The sequence below is a fragment of the Gammaproteobacteria bacterium genome (assembly GCA_019911805.1).
In the GTDB taxonomy this organism is placed as follows: domain Bacteria; phylum Pseudomonadota; class Gammaproteobacteria; order Thiohalobacterales; family Thiohalobacteraceae; genus JAHJQQ01.
Genome location: JAIOJV010000111.1, coordinates 1 through 20,095 on the forward strand (window position 1 = coordinate 1; position 20,095 = coordinate 20,095).

Annotated in this window: 17 protein-coding genes; 10 read left to right on the top strand and 7 right to left on the bottom strand. The window is 65.7% G+C overall.

Going from position 1 to position 20,095, the window contains the following annotated elements; translation table 11 throughout:
* The first annotated feature begins 121 nt into the window (after positions 1-121).
* Positions 122-1,123, top strand: a complete 1,002-nt coding sequence (locus tag K8I04_13895; GenBank protein ID MBZ0072805.1) for a zinc-dependent alcohol dehydrogenase family protein — start codon at positions 122-124, stop codon at positions 1,121-1,123.
* A 325-nt stretch (positions 1,124-1,448) separates the two neighbouring features.
* Here the strand turns inward: K8I04_13895 and K8I04_13900 are convergent, their stop codons facing one another.
* Positions 1,449-4,079: a glycosyltransferase gene (locus K8I04_13900; GenBank protein ID MBZ0072806.1), complete on the bottom strand. Its 2,631-nt coding sequence runs from the start codon at positions 4,077-4,079 to the stop codon at positions 1,449-1,451.
* Between the two features lie 184 nt (positions 4,080-4,263).
* Complete coding sequence (locus K8I04_13905; protein MBZ0072807.1) at positions 4,264-5,091, bottom strand: zinc-dependent peptidase; 828 nt, start codon at positions 5,089-5,091, stop codon at positions 4,264-4,266.
* Positions 5,092-5,197: 106 nt separating this feature from the next.
* Here K8I04_13905 and K8I04_13910 point away from each other — a divergent pair, with 106 nt between their 5' ends.
* Complete coding sequence (locus K8I04_13910; GenBank protein MBZ0072808.1) at positions 5,198-5,899, top strand: rhomboid family intramembrane serine protease; 702 nt, start codon at positions 5,198-5,200, stop codon at positions 5,897-5,899.
* A gap of 226 nt (positions 5,900-6,125) precedes the next feature.
* Here the strand turns inward: K8I04_13910 and K8I04_13915 are convergent, their stop codons facing one another.
* The 5 genes from K8I04_13915 to K8I04_13935 form a co-directional block, all read right to left on the bottom strand.
* Positions 6,126-6,614, bottom strand: coding sequence for a CDP-archaeol synthase (locus K8I04_13915; protein MBZ0072809.1), 489 nt, complete (start codon positions 6,612-6,614; stop codon positions 6,126-6,128).
* Between the two features lie 89 nt (positions 6,615-6,703).
* The gene (locus tag K8I04_13920) at positions 6,704-7,468 is read right to left on the bottom strand and encodes a DUF4197 domain-containing protein (GenBank protein ID MBZ0072810.1); all 765 of its coding nucleotides are present in this window, start codon (positions 7,466-7,468) and stop codon (positions 6,704-6,706) included.
* Between the two features lie 64 nt (positions 7,469-7,532).
* Positions 7,533-8,753: an NnrS family protein gene (locus K8I04_13925; protein ID MBZ0072811.1), complete on the bottom strand. Its 1,221-nt coding sequence runs from the start codon at positions 8,751-8,753 to the stop codon at positions 7,533-7,535.
* A gap of 120 nt (positions 8,754-8,873) precedes the next feature.
* On the bottom strand, positions 8,874-10,706 hold the full coding sequence (locus K8I04_13930; GenBank protein ID MBZ0072812.1) for a VWA domain-containing protein: 1,833 nt from the start codon (positions 10,704-10,706) through the stop codon (positions 8,874-8,876).
* Position 10,707: 1 nt separating this feature from the next.
* Positions 10,708-11,724, bottom strand: coding sequence for a 4Fe-4S binding protein (locus tag K8I04_13935; GenBank protein MBZ0072813.1), 1,017 nt, complete (start codon positions 11,722-11,724; stop codon positions 10,708-10,710).
* A gap of 322 nt (positions 11,725-12,046) precedes the next feature.
* On the opposite strand from K8I04_13935, the gene K8I04_13940 reads away from it, so the two are divergent.
* The 8 genes from K8I04_13940 (at position 12,047) to relA (ending at position 20,094) form a co-directional block, all read left to right on the top strand.
* Complete coding sequence (locus K8I04_13940; GenBank protein MBZ0072814.1) at positions 12,047-13,747, top strand: HDOD domain-containing protein; 1,701 nt, start codon at positions 12,047-12,049, stop codon at positions 13,745-13,747.
* Positions 13,737-14,168: an ATP-binding protein gene (locus K8I04_13945; protein MBZ0072815.1), complete on the top strand. Its 432-nt coding sequence runs from the start codon at positions 13,737-13,739 to the stop codon at positions 14,166-14,168. Before K8I04_13940 ends, K8I04_13945 begins: the two co-directional genes overlap by 11 nt.
* Positions 14,165-14,506: an STAS domain-containing protein gene (locus K8I04_13950; GenBank protein ID MBZ0072816.1), complete on the top strand. Its 342-nt coding sequence runs from the start codon at positions 14,165-14,167 to the stop codon at positions 14,504-14,506. Before K8I04_13945 ends, K8I04_13950 begins: the two co-directional genes overlap by 4 nt.
* A gap of 53 nt (positions 14,507-14,559) precedes the next feature.
* The gene (locus tag K8I04_13955) at positions 14,560-15,351 is read left to right on the top strand and encodes an ABC transporter permease (protein ID MBZ0072817.1); all 792 of its coding nucleotides are present in this window, start codon (positions 14,560-14,562) and stop codon (positions 15,349-15,351) included.
* A gap of 15 nt (positions 15,352-15,366) precedes the next feature.
* Positions 15,367-16,185, top strand: a complete 819-nt coding sequence (locus tag K8I04_13960; GenBank protein MBZ0072818.1) for an ABC transporter ATP-binding protein — start codon at positions 15,367-15,369, stop codon at positions 16,183-16,185.
* Between the two features lie 5 nt (positions 16,186-16,190).
* A complete protein-coding gene (locus K8I04_13965; protein ID MBZ0072819.1) occupies positions 16,191-17,138 on the top strand; it encodes an MlaD family protein in 948 nt (315 codons plus the stop codon).
* Between the two features lie 10 nt (positions 17,139-17,148).
* On the top strand, positions 17,149-17,742 hold the full coding sequence (locus tag K8I04_13970; GenBank protein MBZ0072820.1) for a PqiC family protein: 594 nt from the start codon (positions 17,149-17,151) through the stop codon (positions 17,740-17,742).
* A gap of 129 nt (positions 17,743-17,871) precedes the next feature.
* Positions 17,872-20,094: a GTP diphosphokinase gene (gene relA / locus K8I04_13975; GenBank protein ID MBZ0072821.1), complete on the top strand. Its 2,223-nt coding sequence runs from the start codon at positions 17,872-17,874 to the stop codon at positions 20,092-20,094.
* Position 20,095: the final 1 nt, after the last annotated feature.

Sequence of the window (20,095 nt, forward strand, 5' to 3'; positions counted from 1 at the left end):
GGGGCAGGCCGCTATTATGGTGGGTGTAGGCGGTGATGCGCTAGAGTGAGTGAGGCGTGAGGCGTGAGGCGTGAGGCGTGAGGAACGAGGAACGAGGAACGAGGAACGAGGAGGTGAGGATATGAAGGCAATGTTGATGACGGCGGTGGGCGGGCCGGAGGTGCTGGTGTTCGCGGACGTGCCGGAGCCGGCGCTGACGGCGCCGGACCAGGTCAAGGTGCGGCTGCGGGCCGCCGGGGTCAATCCCGTCGACACCAAGCTGCGCGCACATGGCCTGCTGGTGCCCGATGCACTGCCGCACATCCTTGGCTGCGACGGTGCCGGCGAGGTGGTCGAGGTCGGCACGGAGGTGCACGGGCTGCAGGTGGGTGATGCCGTCTGGTACTGTCACGGCGGCCTCGGTCGCGAACCCGGCAGTTACGCGGAATACAGCGTCGTGCCGGCGGCGGTGGCGCGGCGCGCGCCGGCCGGTATCGACGCCTGCCACGCGGCCGCGGGGCCACTGGTGCTGATCACCGCCTGGGAGGCACTGTTCGACCGCGCCCGGCTGCAGGCGGATCAGACAGTGCTGATCCATGCCGGCGCCGGTGGCGTCGGCCATGTCGCCATCCAGTTGGCGCGCTGGACCGGTGCACGGGTGTGCACCACCGTCAGTTCCGCGGGCAATGCCGAGTTCGTCCGCGGCCTCGGCGCCGAGCGGGTGATCGATTATCGCCGGGAGGATTTCGTGGCCGCGGTGAACGACTGGACCGACGGCCGCGGCGTGGACGTGGTGCTCGACTGCGTCGGCGGCGAGACCTTCCACCGCAGCCTGGAGGCGGCCGCGTACTACGGCGATGTCGTCACACTGCTGGAACCGGGGGCCGACATCGACTGGACGGCGGCACGCAGCCGCAATCTGTGCATCGGTTTCGTACTCATGCTCACGCCGATGCTGCACGATCTGCCGCAGGCACGCGCCCACCAGGGCGAGATCCTGGACCGCTGCGCGGTACTGCTCGACAGCGGCGAGCTGAGTCTGCAGGTCGCCGCGCAGTTGCCACTGAGCGCGGCGGCCGAGGCGCATGCACGCATCCAGGAGGGACATGTCCAGGGCAAGCTGGTCCTGGATCCACAGGCCTGAGACACCCCGGGTACCCAAGACCGCAGCCAACCTGTGCCTGCGAGCCGCCCGCAACGGCGCGGCCCGGCGCTTACGTACGCCGATATCCTGGGGAAATGGCCACGGAAGCACACGGAATGACACGGAAACGGTGGAAGGGGGATCGATTTGAATTTTGCCCCGGGTGCTTATGTAAACCGTAGGAACTATCACCCGTGGTCATCAGTCGCAGCTTGGTTTCCGGACTTTATAGAACGAATTTTTTCCGTGTTTTTCCGTGTGCTTCCGTGGCCAAAAAGGGGTTTACTCATACATAAACGCCAGCAGCCGCAGACCGCGTGAACCGTCAGGTCTCCGGCTCGGCCGGGTCGAGCACGGCGCGGGCCATCTGCTGCATGCTGTGGGTCTCACCGATCCGACCGGCGGACAGCCTGGGGAAGGCGCTGATGATCGACACGAGCAGCGCGGCGGCATACGGCACCGATTGCAACAGCAGCATCACCGCCCACATCAGCAGGTCCAGCGTCTCGGTACCGAAGCGATAGATGATGGACCCGGCGGCCAGCCACAACGCGATGCACATCAGCGTCTCCTCGCGCGCCGCGCCCAGCGCCTGCAGCAGGGCCTGCTTGTGTGCCTGCTTCGGAGTGCGGAAGAAGGGTTTGCTGCGCACGAAGAAGCCGGTGAGTATGGCCAGGCCGATGGTGTGGGTGAGTGCCAGGCCCGCCAGGGCCGCGGCCAGGGTCTGCACGGTGGTGGCGCCGACGCGGGTACGGTACAGATACACCAGCTTGCCGATCTTGAACACGAACAGCGCCAGCGGCAGGATGGAGAACATCAGCAGTGGTGGATCGATATGCTCGGGGGCCGCGAGCATGGCGAACGACCAGGCCAGTGCCGCCATGTTGAAGACGAGATTGACGCCATCGGCGAGCCACGGCAGCCAGCCGGCCAGGAAGTGATAGCGCTGACCGGCGGTGAGCCGGCCCTGGCCGCGACGCAGCAGCTGGCCGGCGTGCCGGCGCAGGATCTGTACCGAGCCGAAGGCCCAGCGGAAGCGCTGCTTCTTGAAGTCTATGAAGGTATCCGGCATCAAGCCGCGACCGTAGCTCCGCGGGATGTAGGACGCCTCCAGACCATGGGCGAAGATGCGCAGTCCCAGCTCCGCGTCTTCGGTGATGCACCATTCCGCCCAGCCACCGATCGCTTCCAGCGCCGCTTTGCGCACCATGGTCATGGTGCCGTGCTGGATGATGGCGTTGCGCTCGTTGCGCGTGATCATGCCGATATAGAAGAAGCCGCGGTATTCGGCATAGCACATGGCCTTGAAGGCGTTCTCGCGGGCGTCGCGATAATCCTGAGGCGCCTGCACGATGCCGATACGCTCGTCGGTGAACCGTGGCGTGAGATCGCGCAGCCAGCGCGGATGGACGATGTAATCGCTGTCGATGACGGCGACGATCTGCGCATCGGCGACGGTGTGGCGCAGGGCGAAATTGAGGGCACCGGCCTTGAATCCGTCCAGCGGGTCCTGGTGGAAGAAGCGGAAACGCGGCCCCAGCGTCATGCAGTGGTCGCGCACCGGTTCCCAGACGGCCGGATCCCGGGTGTTGTTGTCGATGACGATGACCTCGAAATCGGGATAGTCGAGCGCCGCCAGGGCGTTCAGCGTCTCGATCATCATCTCCGGTGGTTCGTTGTAGGCCGGGACATGCACCGACACCTTCGGTAATTGCTCGTCGGGCACCGCCACGGGGCGGAACAGCCGGCGGTGTTCGCGTGTCCACAGGGCCTCGGCCCACTCATGCGCCTCGGCGAGCAGTACGGCGATGACACCGATCATGCCGACCATCAGCAGCAGCCCCACCACCACACTGGTGATGGTCAGGTACTGGTTCAGATAATCGTAGATGATCCACACGGCGGCGGTCGCGGCGACATAGGTGATCAGCGCCAGGAAGCTGCGGCCGCGGTTTGCGAGGCGCGTACTGTCGATCAGCAGCAGCGCGAAGGTCACGAAGGCCACGAACACCGAGATGCCAGCGAGGATCGGCCAATTGGGAATCCGCACGATGGGTTTGGAGAACTGGAATTTGGGCCGGCGTTCGACATCGTAGACGCCCCAGTAGGCACCGACCGCGCCCTCGGTCTCGCGCTTCCAGGTCTGGTCGAACGCCTCCATGATGTAGTAGATATATTTTTCCCGCGCGGCAACGTCCAGAAAGCGCCGCAGGAACACCGCCTCGTTGGCGGCGGAGGCCACGGCACCACCGCGGGTGCGGCCGTTACTGGGCCAGCCCACCTCACCGATGACGATCGGCTTGCCGGGATACAGCGTCTTGAGTTCGTTGATGCTGTTGATGGCGTAGGTCACGCCCTCGTTGACCGGAATGCCTTCCCAGTAGGGCAGCAGATGGACGGTGATGTAGTCGACATGTTCGACCAGCTCGGGATGGTCCTTCCAGATATAGGGCGGTTCGGCGGTACTGACCGGGATGTCGATGTTTGCGCGGGCGTAGTCCAGGTAGTTGATGAGCTCCGCCACCGGTATGTCCTTGCGCAGCAGCACCTCGTTACCGACGAGGATACGCACCACGTTGCGCGAGCGGGCCGCGATGTGCAGCATGCGGTCGAGTTCAACCCGGGTCTTCTTGGCATTGGGTCCCACCCAGGCACCGAGTGCGACATTGATGCCGTGCCGCTCCGCCAGCTTCGGTATCTCGCCCAGTGTGTTCTCCACGGTGTAGGTGCGCACCGCATAGGTCTCGCCCGACAGCAGCGCGAGATCGGCATCGATCTGCGCTTCACTCGGATACTTGCTCCAGATCGGGGCCTGATTGGCGTGATAGGGCGAGAAGGCGAAGCCCTGGATGCGCTCCGGCCACGGCGGTTCGGAATCCGGATTGTTGTAGAGCGCCCAACCCAGGATGGTCAGCGTGGCGATCGCGATGGCGATGAGGAAGCTGGACTTGTGCATGGACCTGGGGTCGTGGCCCCTTATGCCGGTAGGCAGCGGCTGGGGTTGAATATTCCACCGGTGATGGTGCTGGACCCTGTGTACGGTCGGCAGGCCGGCCCGGCGGCGAGGCTGCGGAGGACCGTCGCGGCGCTCAGTATACGGGCCGTCACGGGGAAATCCAGGGCACCGGTCCCGACCTGGATCAGGCGGCCGGCCAGCGGGCCGGATCGACCCGGTAATAGTCCTGCAGCCGGGCATAGATGGCCGGATACTCCACCCGCAGCTCACGCGGCAGTTCGAAGAAGTACTCGGTAAGCACCGCAAAGAATTCTGCAGGGCTTTCCGCGGCATAGGGGTCCAGCCAGGTGTCCTCGCCGGCTGCGACGTGGCGGCGGTGATGTTCGTAGGCCGGCAGGAAGGCGGCCGACCAGGCGGCGCGGCCCCGCCGCCCCAGGCCGGCAGGCACGCCATTGGTGCTGCCGGAGCGATGATCGAGCTGATGGGCGAATTCGTGCAGCACGACATTGTAGCCGTCGCCACTGTCCATACCGCCCATCAGGGTATCGTCCCAGGACAGTACCAGCTGGCCCTTCTCCCAGGACTCGCCGCTCAGCACCCGGCGCTCGCGGCGTTGCACCCCGGCCTCGTCCCAGACCTCGCGGTCGACGATGAAGCGCGCCGGGTACAAGACGATGCTGTGCAACTCGGGGTAATAGTCCGGCGTGCGGTTGAACAGCAGCAGGGCCGCCTGGGCGGCGACGATGACACGCATCGTATCCGTGACCTGCAGGCCGTGCGTACCGTGGAAATCCTTCTCGGCCAGCAGTACCTGGACGTGGCCGTGCAGCTGTGTGCGCAGCGCCGGCGGCAGCCGTCGATAGAGTGGCAGGTGCGTCTCCAGCACGGTGCTCCAGGCCGGCGGGAAGGCCTGCGCGCGCAGGGCCGCGCGCCGCCGTGCGCGCAGGCGCGCACGCGCCACCGGCCAGGCCAGCAGCGTCAGGGTGAGACCGAGAATGAGCAGTACGGGCAGCATGGGGCTGGTGCGATCCCGGGAGTCGTGGACCGCCGTAGTGTACCCTGTGTCCTTCCTGGTTAAATGCCGTGTGCGCGCCGGCACCGGCCGATGGCGGAGCCCTATGATTCCCCTGCGTGACGACAACCCGACTTCCATCACGCCGGTACTGACCGTCGGGTTGATCGTGGTCTGTGTCCTGGCGTTCTTCTGGCAGCTGTCCTTCGGTATGCAGCAGGAACGTGTGGTCTACGCGCTCGGGCTGATCCCGGCCGTGCTGTTCGGACACGCCCAGCTGCCGGATGGGATCGCGTGGGTCGCGCCCCAGGCCACCTTGTTCACCTCCATGTTCCTGCATGGTGGCTGGATGCACCTGATCGGCAACATGCTCTATCTGTGGATCTTCGGCGATAACGTCGAGGAGGCCATGGGGCATGCGCGCTTCCTCATGTTCTACCTCGTCTGCGGGCTGGCCGCCGCCTTGGCCCAGGCCCTGCCGGACCCGCAGTCCGTCATCCCCATGATCGGCGCCAGCGGTGCGATCTCCGGTGTACTCGGCGCCTACCTGCTGCTGTTTCCGCATGCCCGGGTGCTGGTGGTCATCCCCTTCGGCTTTTATCTGCACAGCATGTCGATCAAGGCCGGCTGGGTACTGGGCTTCTGGTTCGTGATCCAGCTGGTCAGCTCGATACCCGCCGCCGGGCAGCAGGGTGGCGTCGCCTTCGGTGCGCATATCGGCGGTTTCATCGCCGGCCTGCTGCTGGTGCCGCTGTTCAAGCGGCGCGGTGTGCGGCTGTTCCAGCCGGGGCGTTTCGGCCGACGCTGAGGATGAGGTCCGCAGGCTGCGCCTCGGCGGGTCTTATTTAAAGATCGATGGCCACGGAACCACACGGAACAACACGGAAAAAGTTCAAGAGTCGAAGGGAACAGATCTCAAATCCATCGTCATTCCACCATCGAATTCTTTCCGTGGTGTTCCGTGGCCAAGAGCGGTTTGAATTCTCTCGCCGTGCACTACAGTGCCGCCGTATCCTGCCGGGTGTGCCTCGCCGTCAATACGGTCGCCGGCGGATGTTGAGGCGATACAAGGCCTGCGACAGCAACAGCTCGATGATCAGGAAGACGGCGGTCAGTTGCAGCGCATCCGCGAACGTCAGGCCGAGGCGCGGTGCGACCACCAGCAGCGGCAGCAGCGACTCCGGCACCTGATCCAGTCCGAAGGCCATGCCGCTGGGCGCGATGCTGAGGCGGCGTTTGATGAAGCTCGACAGCAGGTCGCCGGCCATGGCGGCGGCGGCCACGGTCAAGCCGAGGGTGCAGGGCAGGGCGAGCAGGGGTGCGAGGATGGTGCCGGTCAGCAGGGCCGCGAACAGACCGCGCCAGGTCTTGGACGTGCCCAACAGTGGCTGGTCGTCGTGCAGCCGCCGATTGCCATCGATCGGTGCCGCACCATGCCGTCCGAACAGCTTGCGCGCGACGATGGGCGCGCCGTTCGCGGCCACCAGCAGCACGAGCAGCCTGGCTGCGATCCAAAGGTCCATGTCCGACGGTTCTCCGGCCTGCCTTTCTTATTGTCGGACGTATAATGCGGTATCCCTGCGCAGCGGACCACTGTGCCGACCGCAGGTCGTCAGCGACCGACGCTGCCGAAGACCTTCTTCAGCAGGTCGGTCGAGCGCGCCACCGGATTCTCGCGGATGTGCTTTTCCTCCTCGGCCATCGTCAGGAACAGGCCATCGAGCGCCTTGTCGGTGACGTAGCTGTCGAGATCGAGGCTGCGGGTGTCGACCAGGGCGCTGGCACCACCGGCCTGGTCGAGCAGGTTCTTGTACGATGCCGTTACGCCGGTGCGCGCAGTTGCGGCGCTGACGATGGGGCGGAACTTCTCCCGCAGGCTGTCGCTGCGTTGGGTGCGGAAATACTGGGTCGCGGCATCGTCCGGTCCCGTGAGGATGGTCTTGGCATCGGCCAGGGTCATGGCACGGATCGCGCCACGGAACTCATCCAGCGCCACCGGCACGGCCTGCTCCGCCGCGTGGTTCATGGTGCCTTCGAACTCATCGACCATGGCGCCCTGGCCGACGGCGCGCAGGCCCTTTTCGACCCAGCTCAGACGTTCGGGTAGCGGGATGCGTACGGCGGGGTTATTGAGATAGCCGCCGTCCTGCCCCAGTTGTTTGACAGCGATCTGTGCGGCCTGGTCCAGGGCCTCTTTGAGACCCGCGGACATCTCGCTGTCGGTGAGCGATTGGACGCCGGCAGTCGATGTGGATTTCGATGGCAACGGCAGCTTGTTCAGCAGATCCTGCCAGGCCGTGTGACCCGACAGGGGCAGGCTCGACAGGGCGATGATGGCGGCGACGAAACGGGTGGTTTTTGGGCGGATGGTTTTCATGGCGGTCCCTCCGTTGGACGAGGGGTCCATGGTAACGCGAGTCCGTACCCGCCGATAGCGGCCCTCAGCCCGGCTTGCCGTCGATGCGCGGCCGCAGATAGAGCGGTGCGAAGCGGCTCGCCCACACCAGCATGACGATGAGCCACAACACCGCCGCCCACAGCATCGTGGGTATACCGAACAGCCGGGCGGTGAACGGCAGGTCACCGGCAATACGCACTATGGCGGTGGCCTGCAGGCCCCAGCAGCACCACCAGACGAGGTTGTCGGCGACCAGTGGCCGGCCGGAATGGCCCAGGGTGACGCGGCTGGCCATGGCCAGCGTCATGCCACCCACCAACCCGATGCCGAGCGCGTGCAGCGGTGCACGGCCCAGCGACAGCCCACTGTCGGTGAGCAGCAGCAGGCTTTCGAGCGCATACAACGCCATGCCGATGCCGAACCAGGCGAAGGCCATGTGCAGGATGGCGAGCAGACGCACCTCGAAACTGCGCCGCAGACCCCAGCGCGCCGTGAGATAGAAACCGATGCCAGCCAGTGACAGGTCGAACAGGAGACGCCACCCCCACAGGCCCAACTGCTCGCTCGCGACATGTGCGGCGAACAACAGTGGCAGCGCGGCGAGGACCCACATCGGCTGCACGACCGTATAGGGTTTGAGCACGGTGCTGCTGAAAAACGGCAGCATACGATGCGCCACGGTGAGCAGTACCGGCAGCACGAAGCCCCACTGACCGAGCGTCAGGGCCCCCTGCACCCAGTGCGGGTCGTTCCACAGTACGCCGAGCCCGAAGACGACCATACCGGTCCCGCCGAGGAACAGATAGACATTCAGATAGGATTCGTGTGTCTTGTCGCGTGCCGACGCTGCGCGAAACACGCGGTACATATCGGTCAGTCCGATCGCCCAGCCGACCGCCTGCAGCAGCGCACCGACGCCCAGCAGCGCCGCGTGCGTGAACAGCCCGACATAGACCAGCGTCGTGCCCGTCGCCATCACCAGGCAGCTCGCCACATAACGCGACCGTGCGATCTCGGGGCCACTCATCCAGCGCGGATACGTGACCATGAGGAAGCCGAAAAAGAAGTAGGGAAACAGGCTGTAGAGCATGAGGTAGCCGTGTCCCCAGAACGGCGGCACCGTCATCCCCGGCAAAGACGTGCCGCCGAAATGGCGCAGCGCGAGTTCGGCGCACCAGTACAGCAGGGTCAGTACCAGCTGCAGGCTGCCCACGAACATCATTACGCGGTGGGGGGCGGCGGTGAAGATTTTCCAGTGCGACATGCGGTTCGTCTCTTGTTGTTGGCGGTTCATGCCGGGTCGGTCTGCGGCTGTGCAACACGCCGTACGATACCAGATCGTGGTTCGGCGTCGATCGAGACCCCAGTGGCTGTCAGGGTAATCTCAATGGGTGAGCTGCACGTACAGCAGCGGCAGCCTCCGCGGCAGGTCTGCCGGCTTGCGGATGACGATGTAGCCGTTGCTGCCGAACAGGTACGGCAGGTAGTCGCCGGCACGCTGGTCGATGGTGACGCAGAATGGCTGCAGGCCGGCGCGGCGTGCCTCGGCGATGGCGTGGCGGGTGTCCTCGACGCCGTAGCGGCCCTCGTAGTGGTCGAGATCGTTGGGCTTGCCGTCGGTGAGGATCAGCAGCAGCCGCCGCTTGTTGCCCTGTGTCGCCAGCAGTGTGTTGGCATGGCGGATAGCGGCACCCATGCGCGTGTAGAAGCCCGGTTTGAGTACGTCGATACGGCCGCGGATACGGCCGTCGTAGCGTTCGTCGAAACCTTTTATATGATGGAAGCGCACATGCTCGCGGCGGCGCGAGGAAAAGCCGTACATAGCGAAGCGATCACCCGTACCGGTGAGGCTCTCGGCAAACAGGTACAGGCTGTCACGGATCACGTCGATGATGCGCTGTTCGTTGCTGATCCAGGCGTCGGTGGAGAGCGACAGATCGGCGAGCAGCAGGCAGGCGAGGTCGCGGTCGCCGACGCGCAGGTCGCGATACAGGCCGGGGTCGGTCTGGCGCCCGCCGCTGTGGCGCTCCGTGGTGAAACGCAGATAGGCGTCCAGATCCAGTTCACTGCCGTCGGCCTGGGCGCGCCGCCATATCCGCGCGGGTGCCAGTGCCTGGAACTGGTTGCGCAGGCGCCGCGCCGTGGGCGCGAGGCGTGCGGGCAGTTCGGCCGGCACGGCGTCGGCGGCCAGCAGCGGTTGCAGCCGGCAGTAGTCCTGCAGCAGCGTCTGTTTGCGGTAATCCCATTCGGGCAGGGCGATACCCGGGCCGAGCGGCAGGTCATCCTGGGCCGCGGCCGGCAGGTCCAGATCGAAGCGGATGTGGGAGGCGGAGCGGTGCTGCTCGCGCGCGACGCTGAGCTCGTCCAGATCCTCGGCCTCGCGGCGGGCCTGCTCCATGTCGTCGTTGTCCTCGGTGCCGCGATCGACGTTGATGTGTTCGGCCCAGCCGAACATGGCTTCGAAGCGCAGCGCCAGCAGGCCGCGCTCACGTTTCGGCGCGGCCACGCGCCGGGCGCTGCGGCGGCGATCGTCGCCGGCATGGCTCTCGCCCCCACCCTGCTCGTCGCCGTCCTGCGCGTCGCCGGACGGTGTCGCCGCGGCGGCGTGTGGTGGAAAGGGGTGCAGCCACAGGTGTACCGGCTGCGGCGGGCGGCGCGCGTGCGGCAGTTGCGCCACGCCGCCGGGCGTCTGCAGGGCAGCGCGGATCGCGAGTTCCTGGGCGACCTCGTCCGGCGCCAGCCGCGCACTGTCGGGGCGTTGCGCGAGCTGCGCCTCGACCAGGCGCCGGTAACGCGGCCGCAGACCGGGATAGCGTTCCAGCGCAGCCAATGTCAGCGCCTGGTTGCGTGCGAGCCAGGGCAGATCGGCGGCCGCATCCTGGGCGGCGAGTGCGGCCAGCCACAGGTAGAGTTCGCGGTTCAGCCCCGCCTCGGGAAATACTGCCAGCTGCCGCGGCAGGCACAGTGCCTGTGCGTCGCGCCAGGCGAGTTCGATCTGCGCGCCGGCACCGGCGATGCGTGCCAGCAGGCCGCGTCGCGCCGCGTAGTCGGTGGCGGTGGTGGACTGGATGCGTAAGCCGCCGTCGCCGCCGAGGGCGCGGAACAACACGCCGACCGGCCGGCGCACGTCCTCGAGCGCGACGGCCGCCTGTGGAAAATCGTCGCGTGCGGCGCGCGTGATCAGGCGATGCCAGAGTTGTCCGACCTGTTCTTCCATGTCAGTGTGAGTCCCGCAGTCCCTCCGAGGTGTCGATGCGCGACCCCGGGTATTTTTCCACCTTGAACTGGAAGCAGGTGCCGCCGTCCGGCAGTGGCCGGCCGTGCTCACGGTCGGAGACCAGCCGTGCGCATTCCTCTTCGACCCACTGCAACAACGGCGGCTGACCGTGTGGCGCCTGCACCTGGGTGCAGGCGCTGATGCATTCTGTGCACTGGGTGCAGGTGAACATCTTACGCTTGATGCTGCGCGGCTTCAGCCGCATCGGGCAGGCGTTGTCGCAGGCGGCGTTGCAGTCCGCACAGGCCGCGGCGCGCGCGCCGTCGAAGCCGACCACCAGGGCACGTTTATTGGCCATCCACACCAGGCTCTGAAACAGGCCGATGGCGCAACCGAAGCGGCAGAACAGGTGGCGCGCCAACAGAAACTCGGCCATGAAGGCCAGGGTCCCGGCGAGCAGAAACACGGACTGGTTACGCGTCAGCGTGCCGGCGAACAGGTTGGCGTAGATGACGTCGGGCGGCAGCAGATAGGTCAGCAGGGCGAGCGCCCAGAGGAAGGAAAATGCCACGACGGCGAGCAGCGTCAGCGGCCACCAGCGCCGGTCGGGTCGCAGTTCGCGGCCGTCGGGGAGGCGCTCGGGCAGCGGTTTTTTCTCCCACAGCGTCGGCTTGCCGCTGGCGCGGCGCATCAGACCGTTGATGGTCTCCACCACCGAGAAGTGCGGACACAGCCAGCCGCAGTAGAGGCGGCCATAACGCCAGGATACCCAGAACAGCCCGCCGCCGACGGCGAGGATGGGCAGCAGGCCGCGCCAGAACAGGTTCCAGGCCGCGACGCCCGGGCCGACCTCGCCGCGCAGGAAGGGGTCTAGGCCCAGCGTCCAGGGCTGGCCGAAGACGATGAAATGGCCCAGGTACAGATCCAGGCGAAACACGTCGAGCGGCGGCGCCAGGAGGAACACCACGAAGAAAGCCAGTCGTGTAATCAGTCGCTTGTCTTGCAGAGAGGGCGGCATGGCAGCGCAATCCGGCAGTAGTACCTGAGCGCGACTGTAAAGTATTCACAAGCGGTCAACCTTGCCCTAAGTCAATTTTACACGGGCCGCAGTCGCTGCAGATGGACGTGCCAGGTAGCTCTAAACGATTGTTAAAATTGGAAAAGTAAAGTTTTACCGGATTTCGCCGCTGTGTTGACCGGTGTGACGCTTCAATCGTTTCAGAGGCATCACGGGGCTCGCCGAGGCGCCCCTTCTGCCGACGGTGCTGAAGCTGCGAGCAGCTGACGCCTGCGAGCACACCCACCGCGTGTTGGCGGAAGATTCACTGCAGGGATGCCCGATGCCTGACCAGAATACCTGGACCCATCTCAAGCCCACCGACCTCCCGGCGCCGCCGCAGGAGGCGATCGGCATTGTGCGCGCCTGCGCCAGGCCCGACATCACCAGTCGGCGCCTGGCCGAAATCGTCACCCACAACGCGGTGCTCACGGCGGAATTGCTGCGTATCGTCAATTCCGCGTTCTTCGGTTTCCGTGCCAAGGCCACCTCGGCCGCACATGCGGTGACGCTGCTCGGTCAACGCGCCCTGCGCAACCTCGCCTTGTGCGTGACGATGCGCGATGCACTGCGCGCGGATGCGATCCCGGGCCTCGACATGTCTGCGTACTGGGAACAGGCGCTGCGCCGCGCGGTGGCGGCACGCTGTCTGGCCGGGGTCGCACGTCTCAATGGGGAAGAGTGCTTCACGGCCGGCCTGCTCCAGGATTTCGGGCTGCTGGTGATGTTCTATGTTGCCCCGGACCGGGCCAGTGAATGGGGTGCCCTGGCCGTCGCCGACCCCGAGGTGCGGTACGTGCTGGAACAGGATCTGTTCGGCGTCACCCACGACCGCATCGGTGAGCAGTTGGCCGCGGCCTGGGAACTGCCACCGGAGTTGTGCCGCGTGATGGGGGGCCACCATGCGCCGCTGGCGGCGGGGGACGCGCAACCGGACGATCTGTGCCGGGTGGCACAGTGTGCGGACTGGATGGCCGCGGTCTTCACCGCCGCCGATAAGCGTCCCGTGGTCCATCGCTGCCGGGAACTGCTCGCCAGCTCCTTCGGGCTGGATGCGGAGCAGGTGAACGATGTGTTGGAGGCGATGGCCCAGGGCGTCGTCGCGGCGGGCAGGGCGCTGGGCATGCCCATCGGCACCCAGGTGATGCTGGCCGATGTGCTGCGCGAGGCCAATCTGCAGCTGCTCGAGGACAACCTCAGTTATCAGGAACTGACCTGGCGTCTGGAACAGGCCCTGGCCGAGCGTGACCGCTATGCCGCCGAGCTGAACCGGGAACTGGGGCTGGCACGTGAAGTGCAACGCGGTCTGATGCCGGGCGAAAACGGGGCGTGTCCGGGCTTTCACGGCATGAATACGTCAGCTCGCGAGCTGTCGGGAGATTTTTATGACTATTTCCCGACACCGGATGGTCGGATCCTGTTCTGCATCGCCGACGTGTCGGGTAAGGGCATGCACGCGGCACTGCTGATGGCCAAGGTCAGCAGCCTGTTCCGCTGCCTCGGCAAAGGGCTGGGTGACCCCGCCGCGCTGCTCACGATGCTGAACCGGGAGGTCTGTGCGACCTCGGTGCGTGGCATGTTCGTCACCATGATCGGCGGCTGCTATGACCCGCACCACGATCGGGTGCTGCTCGCCAACGCCGGGCATCCCCCGGCCCTGTATGAACCTGTCCAGGGGGCATGGCAGGACTTCACCGCGGACATGCCGCCACTGGGAGTGCTGCCGGAGATCGAGTGCGTGACGCAGGAGCTGCATTTGCAAGGGGGACGTTTGTATCTCTACACCGATGGCCTGACCGAGGCGCGCCAGCCGGACAGTGGCGAGCTCGGCCTGGAAGGTTTCAAGACGCTCATCCGCCGCTGCCGCCAGGACGACGCCGGCGCGCGCACGCGCTGGCTCGCCGCCCGTATCGGCACGACCCAGGTGCACGACGATCTGACACTGTTGCTGGTGGATGGTGCGGAGGCCGCGCATGGCAGATGAACGCAGCTGGTCCGTGTGTGTGCCCGCGGAGGCGAGCCGGCTGCAGGCGCTGCGCGCCCTGGTGCGGGAGGCCGCCACCGACCTCGGTTTTGCGGTGCCGGCCGTGGAGGATCTGGTGCTGGCGGTGAACGAGGCCTGCATGAACGTCATTCAGCATGGCTACCGTGGCGCGGCGGGGACGCTGGAACTGCAGATCCTGCCACTGGCCGCCGGCATCGAGATCCGCTTGCGCGACCACGCGTCCCCGGTATCGCTGCAGGCATGGCGCGGGCGCGATCTCCGTGAGCTGCGCCCGGGTGGACTGGGCGTGCATTTCATCCGCAGCATCATGGATGAGATCGCGTATCTGCCGGTGCCTGATGCGACCGGCAATCTGCTCTGTATGAAGAAACACTGTATTGCGAAGGCAGGCGACGCATGAGTCATACCTTTACCGCCGCGGGTGGCTATGCCGTCATCGGTCTGCAGGGCGATATCGATCTGCACAGTTCACCGGAGGCGCGCCGGCTGATCCTGGAATGTCTGCAGGATGGTCGGCCCACCCTGGTAGACCTGAGTGGTGTCGCCTACATCGACAGTTCGGGCGTCGCCAGCCTGGTGGAGGGATTCCAGCTGGCGCGCGTGCGCGGACTGGACTTCGGGCTCGTGGGTGTGAGCAGTACCGCGCTCAACGTACTCCGGCTCGCGCGACTGGATAAGGTCTTTCCCATCTATGGGAGTGTGCAGGAGCGGGTCGGGCAGGGCGCTACGTCGCCGTAAGGCAATCCTACGCGGGGCTGTTGCGCCCTGCAGCCAGGGAGACGAGAGGGACGATGGTCAGGGCATTCACCACCAATCTGGGACGGCGCGTGGTCGGCGGCGTGGAGGAGTTCGGCTACGGCGCCGCGCTGCTGGTCGAGAGCCTGTTCTGGATCACCGTCGGCTCGCTGCGACAGCAGCCGGTCCGGGTCGCGACCGTCGTGGCCGAGATGATGCGCATCGGCGTATCCGCCATCCCGGTGGTGGCCATCCTCGCCCTCGCCAACGGCATGATGATGGCCTTGCAGGGTATCTACACGCTGCGGGATTTCGGCGCCGAGTCGCAGGTGATCCCCGGGCTGGCCATGTCCATCACCCGTGAGTTCGGCGCGCTCATCGTCGGCATCGTGGTCGCCGGACGTTCTGGTTCGGCGATCGCCGCACGCATCGGTGCCATGCAGATGTCGCAGGAGATCGATGCATTGCGCGTGCTGGGTGTGAACCCGGTCCGCTATCTGGTAGCGCCGATTCTGCTGGCCATGGTGGTGATGATGCCGCTGCTGACGATCCTGGCAAACGCTGTCGCACTGTTCGGTGGCGGTCTGCTGTGCAGCCTGCAGCTGCACATGAGCCTGGCGGCGTTCACCGAACTGACGCTCGCCTCTCTGGAGGTCGCTGACGTACTGCAGGGGTTGACCAAGAGCATCGTGTTTGCCGTGCTGATCACGCTGGTGAGTTGCAGTAATGGTTTCGCCACCAGCGGTGGTTCCGAGGGCCTCGGTCAGCGGACGACGCGTTCGGTGGTGCTGTGCATCGGCGCCATCGTGGTGGCCGATATGATCTTCACCTTCTTCCTGAGCCGCTGACCCGACGTCATGCCGATGCCGAATGTCAGCACCGTCGTCGAGTCGACCACCCCGGTGATCAGGGTGACGGAGCTGACGACCTATTACGGCGAACGCCGTATCCTCGACCGCGTGTCGCTGCAGGTCGCGCCGGGCGAGGTCCGCGTCATCATGGGCGGCAGCGGTTCGGGCAAGTCGACGCTGCTGCGGCATCTGCTCGGCCTGGAACGGCCGGTGGCGGGGTGCATCGAACTGTTCGGACACGACATCAATACCCTCAGTGGGCAGGAGTTGTTCGAATTGCGCCGCCACATGGGCGTGTCCTTCCAGGGCGGGGCCCTGTTCAACTCCATGACGGTGGGCGAGAACGTGCAGTTTCCACTGCGGGAGCACACGCGTCTCGATGCCAACACCATCCGTATCATGAGCCGCATGAAGCTGGAGGTGGTGAATCTGGCGGGTTGTGAGGATCTCATGCCGGCCCAACTCTCCGGCGGCATGATCAAACGCGCGGCACTGGCGCGCGCCATCGTCATGGATCCGAAGCTGCTGTTCTTCGACGAGCCCTCGGCGGGCCTGGATCCGGTGGTGTCGGCCGAGCTGGACGAGCTGATCCTGCGGCTGCGCGACTCGATGAACATATCCATCGTGGTGGTGACCCACGAACTGGAAAGCGCCTTCAAGATCGCCGATCACATCACCGTGCTGGATCGTGGCGAGATCCTGCTGACCGACACGGTCGAAAACGTGCGGCGTTCCGACCATGCCCGGATACGCTCCCTGATCAACCGCATCCCCGACACCGGCCCGGTCGATGCCGATGCCTACCTCGAACGCCTGACCCGGACGGACTGAGCCTCATGCGACGTGATTCCATCAATTATTTTGCCGTCGGTACCTTCGTACTGGTCGCATTGGCGGTACTGCTGGTGGTGCTGTACAAGCTCACCGGCCGGGTTGGAGACAGCGATCCCTACCATGTCCATTACGCCAATATCACCGGCCTGGCCGACGGTTCGCGCGTGACCTACGAGGGCTATCAGGTGGGTTTCGTGGCCGGCGTGGAGCCACTCCAGGACACGACCGGTACGCGCTACCGGGTGAATCTGCGCATCAAGCGCGGCTGGAAGATCCCCGCCGACAGCGTGGCACGGATCTATTCCGCCGGCCTGCTGGCCGAGACCGTCATCAACATCGAGGAAGGGCACAGCCGTACTTACCTGGCGTCCGGCGCGGAGCTTCCCGGTGCGCTGGGTACCGAACTGTTCGCCGCACTCGATGCGGTGGCCGATGATATCGGTGGCCTGACGCGCGACTCTCTGCGGCCACTGCTCGACAATCTCAATCATGTAGTGTCCGACCTGGGCGGTGAATTCGGTGGACGGGTACCGAAGATCCTGGGCGACGTCGAGACGATGGTGGAGAAACTGGATCGTGGCGCCGGGCATCTGGCCGGGATGCTGGATGCGCGCACACAGCAGGGGGTGCGCAGCATCATCAGCGACGGCGAGGTCACGGCACGCAACTTCCGCGAGCTCTCGGCAGGATTACGCGTCACCCAGGCCCAGCTCGATGCGCTGCTGAGCGAGGTCCACGGTCTGGTTGCAGACAGCGGCAGTGACGGGCGCGCGGCGGTTCTGGCGCTGCGGCAGCTGCTGGAAGGCGTCTCGGGGGAGGTCGACGGCATTCTGTTCGAGCTGGAGGCGACCAGCCGCAACATGAACGAATTCAGTCGTGCGTTGCGCGGCAATCCTGGGTTGCTGCTGACTGGCAGCCCCCCTGCGGAGCGAGGAGTGAACGGTGATTGAGCGGCGACGTATGAATGGACTGCTGATCGGCCTGATTGCGATGGGGCTGACCGCCTGCAGCGGCAGTGTGCGGGTTCCCGAAGACAGTTTCTATCGGCTCGACATCCCGGCGCCCGAGGTGGTCCCGGTCACGGCCGCGATCCACGGCACCCTGACGGTCACGGTGGATGCTGCCGCACCCATCTACCGCGACCGCTCGCTGCTGTACAGTAGCGTGGATACCCCGGCCCGGCTGCAGCGTTATCACTACCACCATTGGATCGATACCCCGCCGCGTCTGCTGGAACGGCAGTTGGCGGACTATCTGCAGACCGCCGGGGTGGCGCCACAGGTAGCTGCACGCGGCGATCGCCTGGACGGGCGCTACCGTCTGCGTCTGCAGTTACACCGTTTCGAGCATGTGCGTGGCCGGGACGGTGGTCACGTCAGTCTGGCGGCACAGCTGCTGCTGGCGGATGGTACCGACAGCGAACTGTTGCTGCGCGAACACATCCAGGTCGAACAGGCGGTGGCCGGCGACACCTTCCCGGCGGTGGTCGAGGCCTACCAGCGCGGCGTGGCGGATGTCTTCGCCCAGGTACAGTCCATGTTGGAACGATTGTAAGACGGGTGCAGGGAGTGCGGTGGGGTGTATCGGCGCACGCTGCGCGGTACGGGTGAGCGTGGCGGCGGGTGGTTACCGGCGATATGGATATCGGCCAGATGTCCCTGCTATTGTGTCGCTGTGCAGTCAATGGAGGGCAGGTGGATGGATGGCGTCATCACGTCCGGTACCGCTGCCGACCGGGTCGAACCGGGGAGCGAGGCCTGGCTGGCGGCGTTGGCGGGCGGGCGGCCGGCGGCCGAGCGCGAGGTCCTGGCGCGCGCCCTGGCTACCGCGCGGCGTGCCCATCACGGACAACTGCGGCTGTCCGGTGAGCCCTACCTCTTCCACGTATTGGCGGTGGCCGAGATTCTCAATGCATTGAATCTCGATTACGAGACCCTGGCCGCCGCCCTGCTGCATGACACCGTCGAGGACTCAGCGGTTACCCTGGATGAACTCGAACGGGACTTCGGGGGGCGCATCGCCCACCTGGTGGATGGTGTCACCAAGATGGGTCGCATCGGTCGCCTGCAGGATGCCCATGCCGACGGTGCGCGCGACCATCACGACGCCGAGAGCGTGCGCAAACTCCTGCTGGCGATGGCCGAGGACGTGCGGGTGGTGCTGATCAAACTCGCCGATCGTCTGCATAACCTCCGTACCCTCAAACATCTCACGCCCGAGCGCCAGCAGCGCATCGCCCAGGAGACGCTGGAGATCTACGCGCCACTCGCCAACCGTCTCGGTATCTGGCAGATCAAGTGGGAGCTCGAGGATCTCTCGCTGCGGTACCTCGACCCCGAGGTCTACCGCGAGATCGCCACGCAGCTCGACGAGCGCCGCGTCGACCGCGAGCGCTTCATCGAACACGTCGTGCGCGAGTTGACGCGCGAACTGCAGACCGCCGGCATCCAGGCCGAGGTCAGCGGGCGGCCCAAGCATATCTACAGCATCTGGAAGAAGATGCAGCGCAAGAACCTGCCATTCAACCAGATCTTTGATGTACGCGCAGTACGTGTGATCGTCGAGCACGACGCCGATTGCTATGCCGCCCTCGGCATCGTGCATGGCCTGTGGCACCACATCCCCAAGGAGTTCGACGACTACATCGCCAATCCCAAGGAGAACGATTACCGTTCGCTGCACACCGCCGTGGTGGGGCCGAACGGCCGTACCCTGGAGGTGCAGATCCGCAGCCGTGGCATGCACGAGCATGCCGAACTCGGGGTCGCCGCGCACTGGCATTACAAGGAGGGTGGGCGTTTCGATGCGAGTGTCGAGCAGCGCGTCGCCTGGCTGCGGCAGCTGCTGGAGTGGAAGGATGAAGAATCCACGGCGACCGAATTCGTCGACCGCTTCAAGTCCGAGAACGTAACCGAGCGCGTCTATGCGTTGACGCCGCAGGGCCGGGTGGTCGATCTTGCGCAGGGGGCGACCCCGCTGGACTTCGCCTATCACATCCACACCGATCTCGGCCACCGCTGCCGCGGTGCCAAGGTCAATGGTCGCATCGTGCCGCTCACCCATGAGCTGCGCAACGGGGAACAGGTGGAGATACTCACAGCCCGCCAGGGCACGCCCAGCCGCGACTGGCTGAACACCCACCTGGGGTTTCTCAAGACGCCACGGGCACGCGCCAAGGTACGTCACTGGTTCCGCCAGCAGGATTACGAGAACAACGTCAGCGCCGGCCGGGCCACGCTGGACCGGGAGTTGAACCGCCTGGGTATCACCAATCTGAACTGGGAGCAGCTGGCGGAACGCCTCCACCAGCCCAGCGTCCCGGCGATGCTGGCGGCGATCGGCAACGGCGACCTCAATACTGCACAACTGGCGGGGGCGGCCAACGAACTCGCAGCACCGACCGTCGAGACCTTGCCGACGGTGCGTGCCCCACGATCCAGCGAGGGTATAGCGGAAGGCTTTACCATCGAGGGCGTCGGCAACCTGCTCACACACATTGCGCAATGCTGCCGGCCGGTACCGAACGATGCGATCGTCGGCTACATCACCCGTGGGCGCGGCGTCACCATCCATCGGCGGGACTGCCCGAATGCCCTGCGTCTGGCGGCTACGGAGCGCGAACGCATATTGGAGGTGGAGTGGGGCGGTGCGGGCGCCGCGAGCTATCCAGTGGATATCCAGGTCGTCGCCTACGACCGCGCCGGCCTGCTGCGCGACATCACCGCGGTGCTCGCCAACGAACGCATCAATGTCATCGGCGTGGACACCTATACCGACAAGGAAGACCACGTCGCCCACATGCAGTTGTCGTTGGAGATCCGCGACATCGCCGAGCTGAGCCGTGTGCTCAACCGCATCGGCCAGCTCCCGAACGTCTCTGAGGCACGGCGCAAATTGCCGTTGTGAA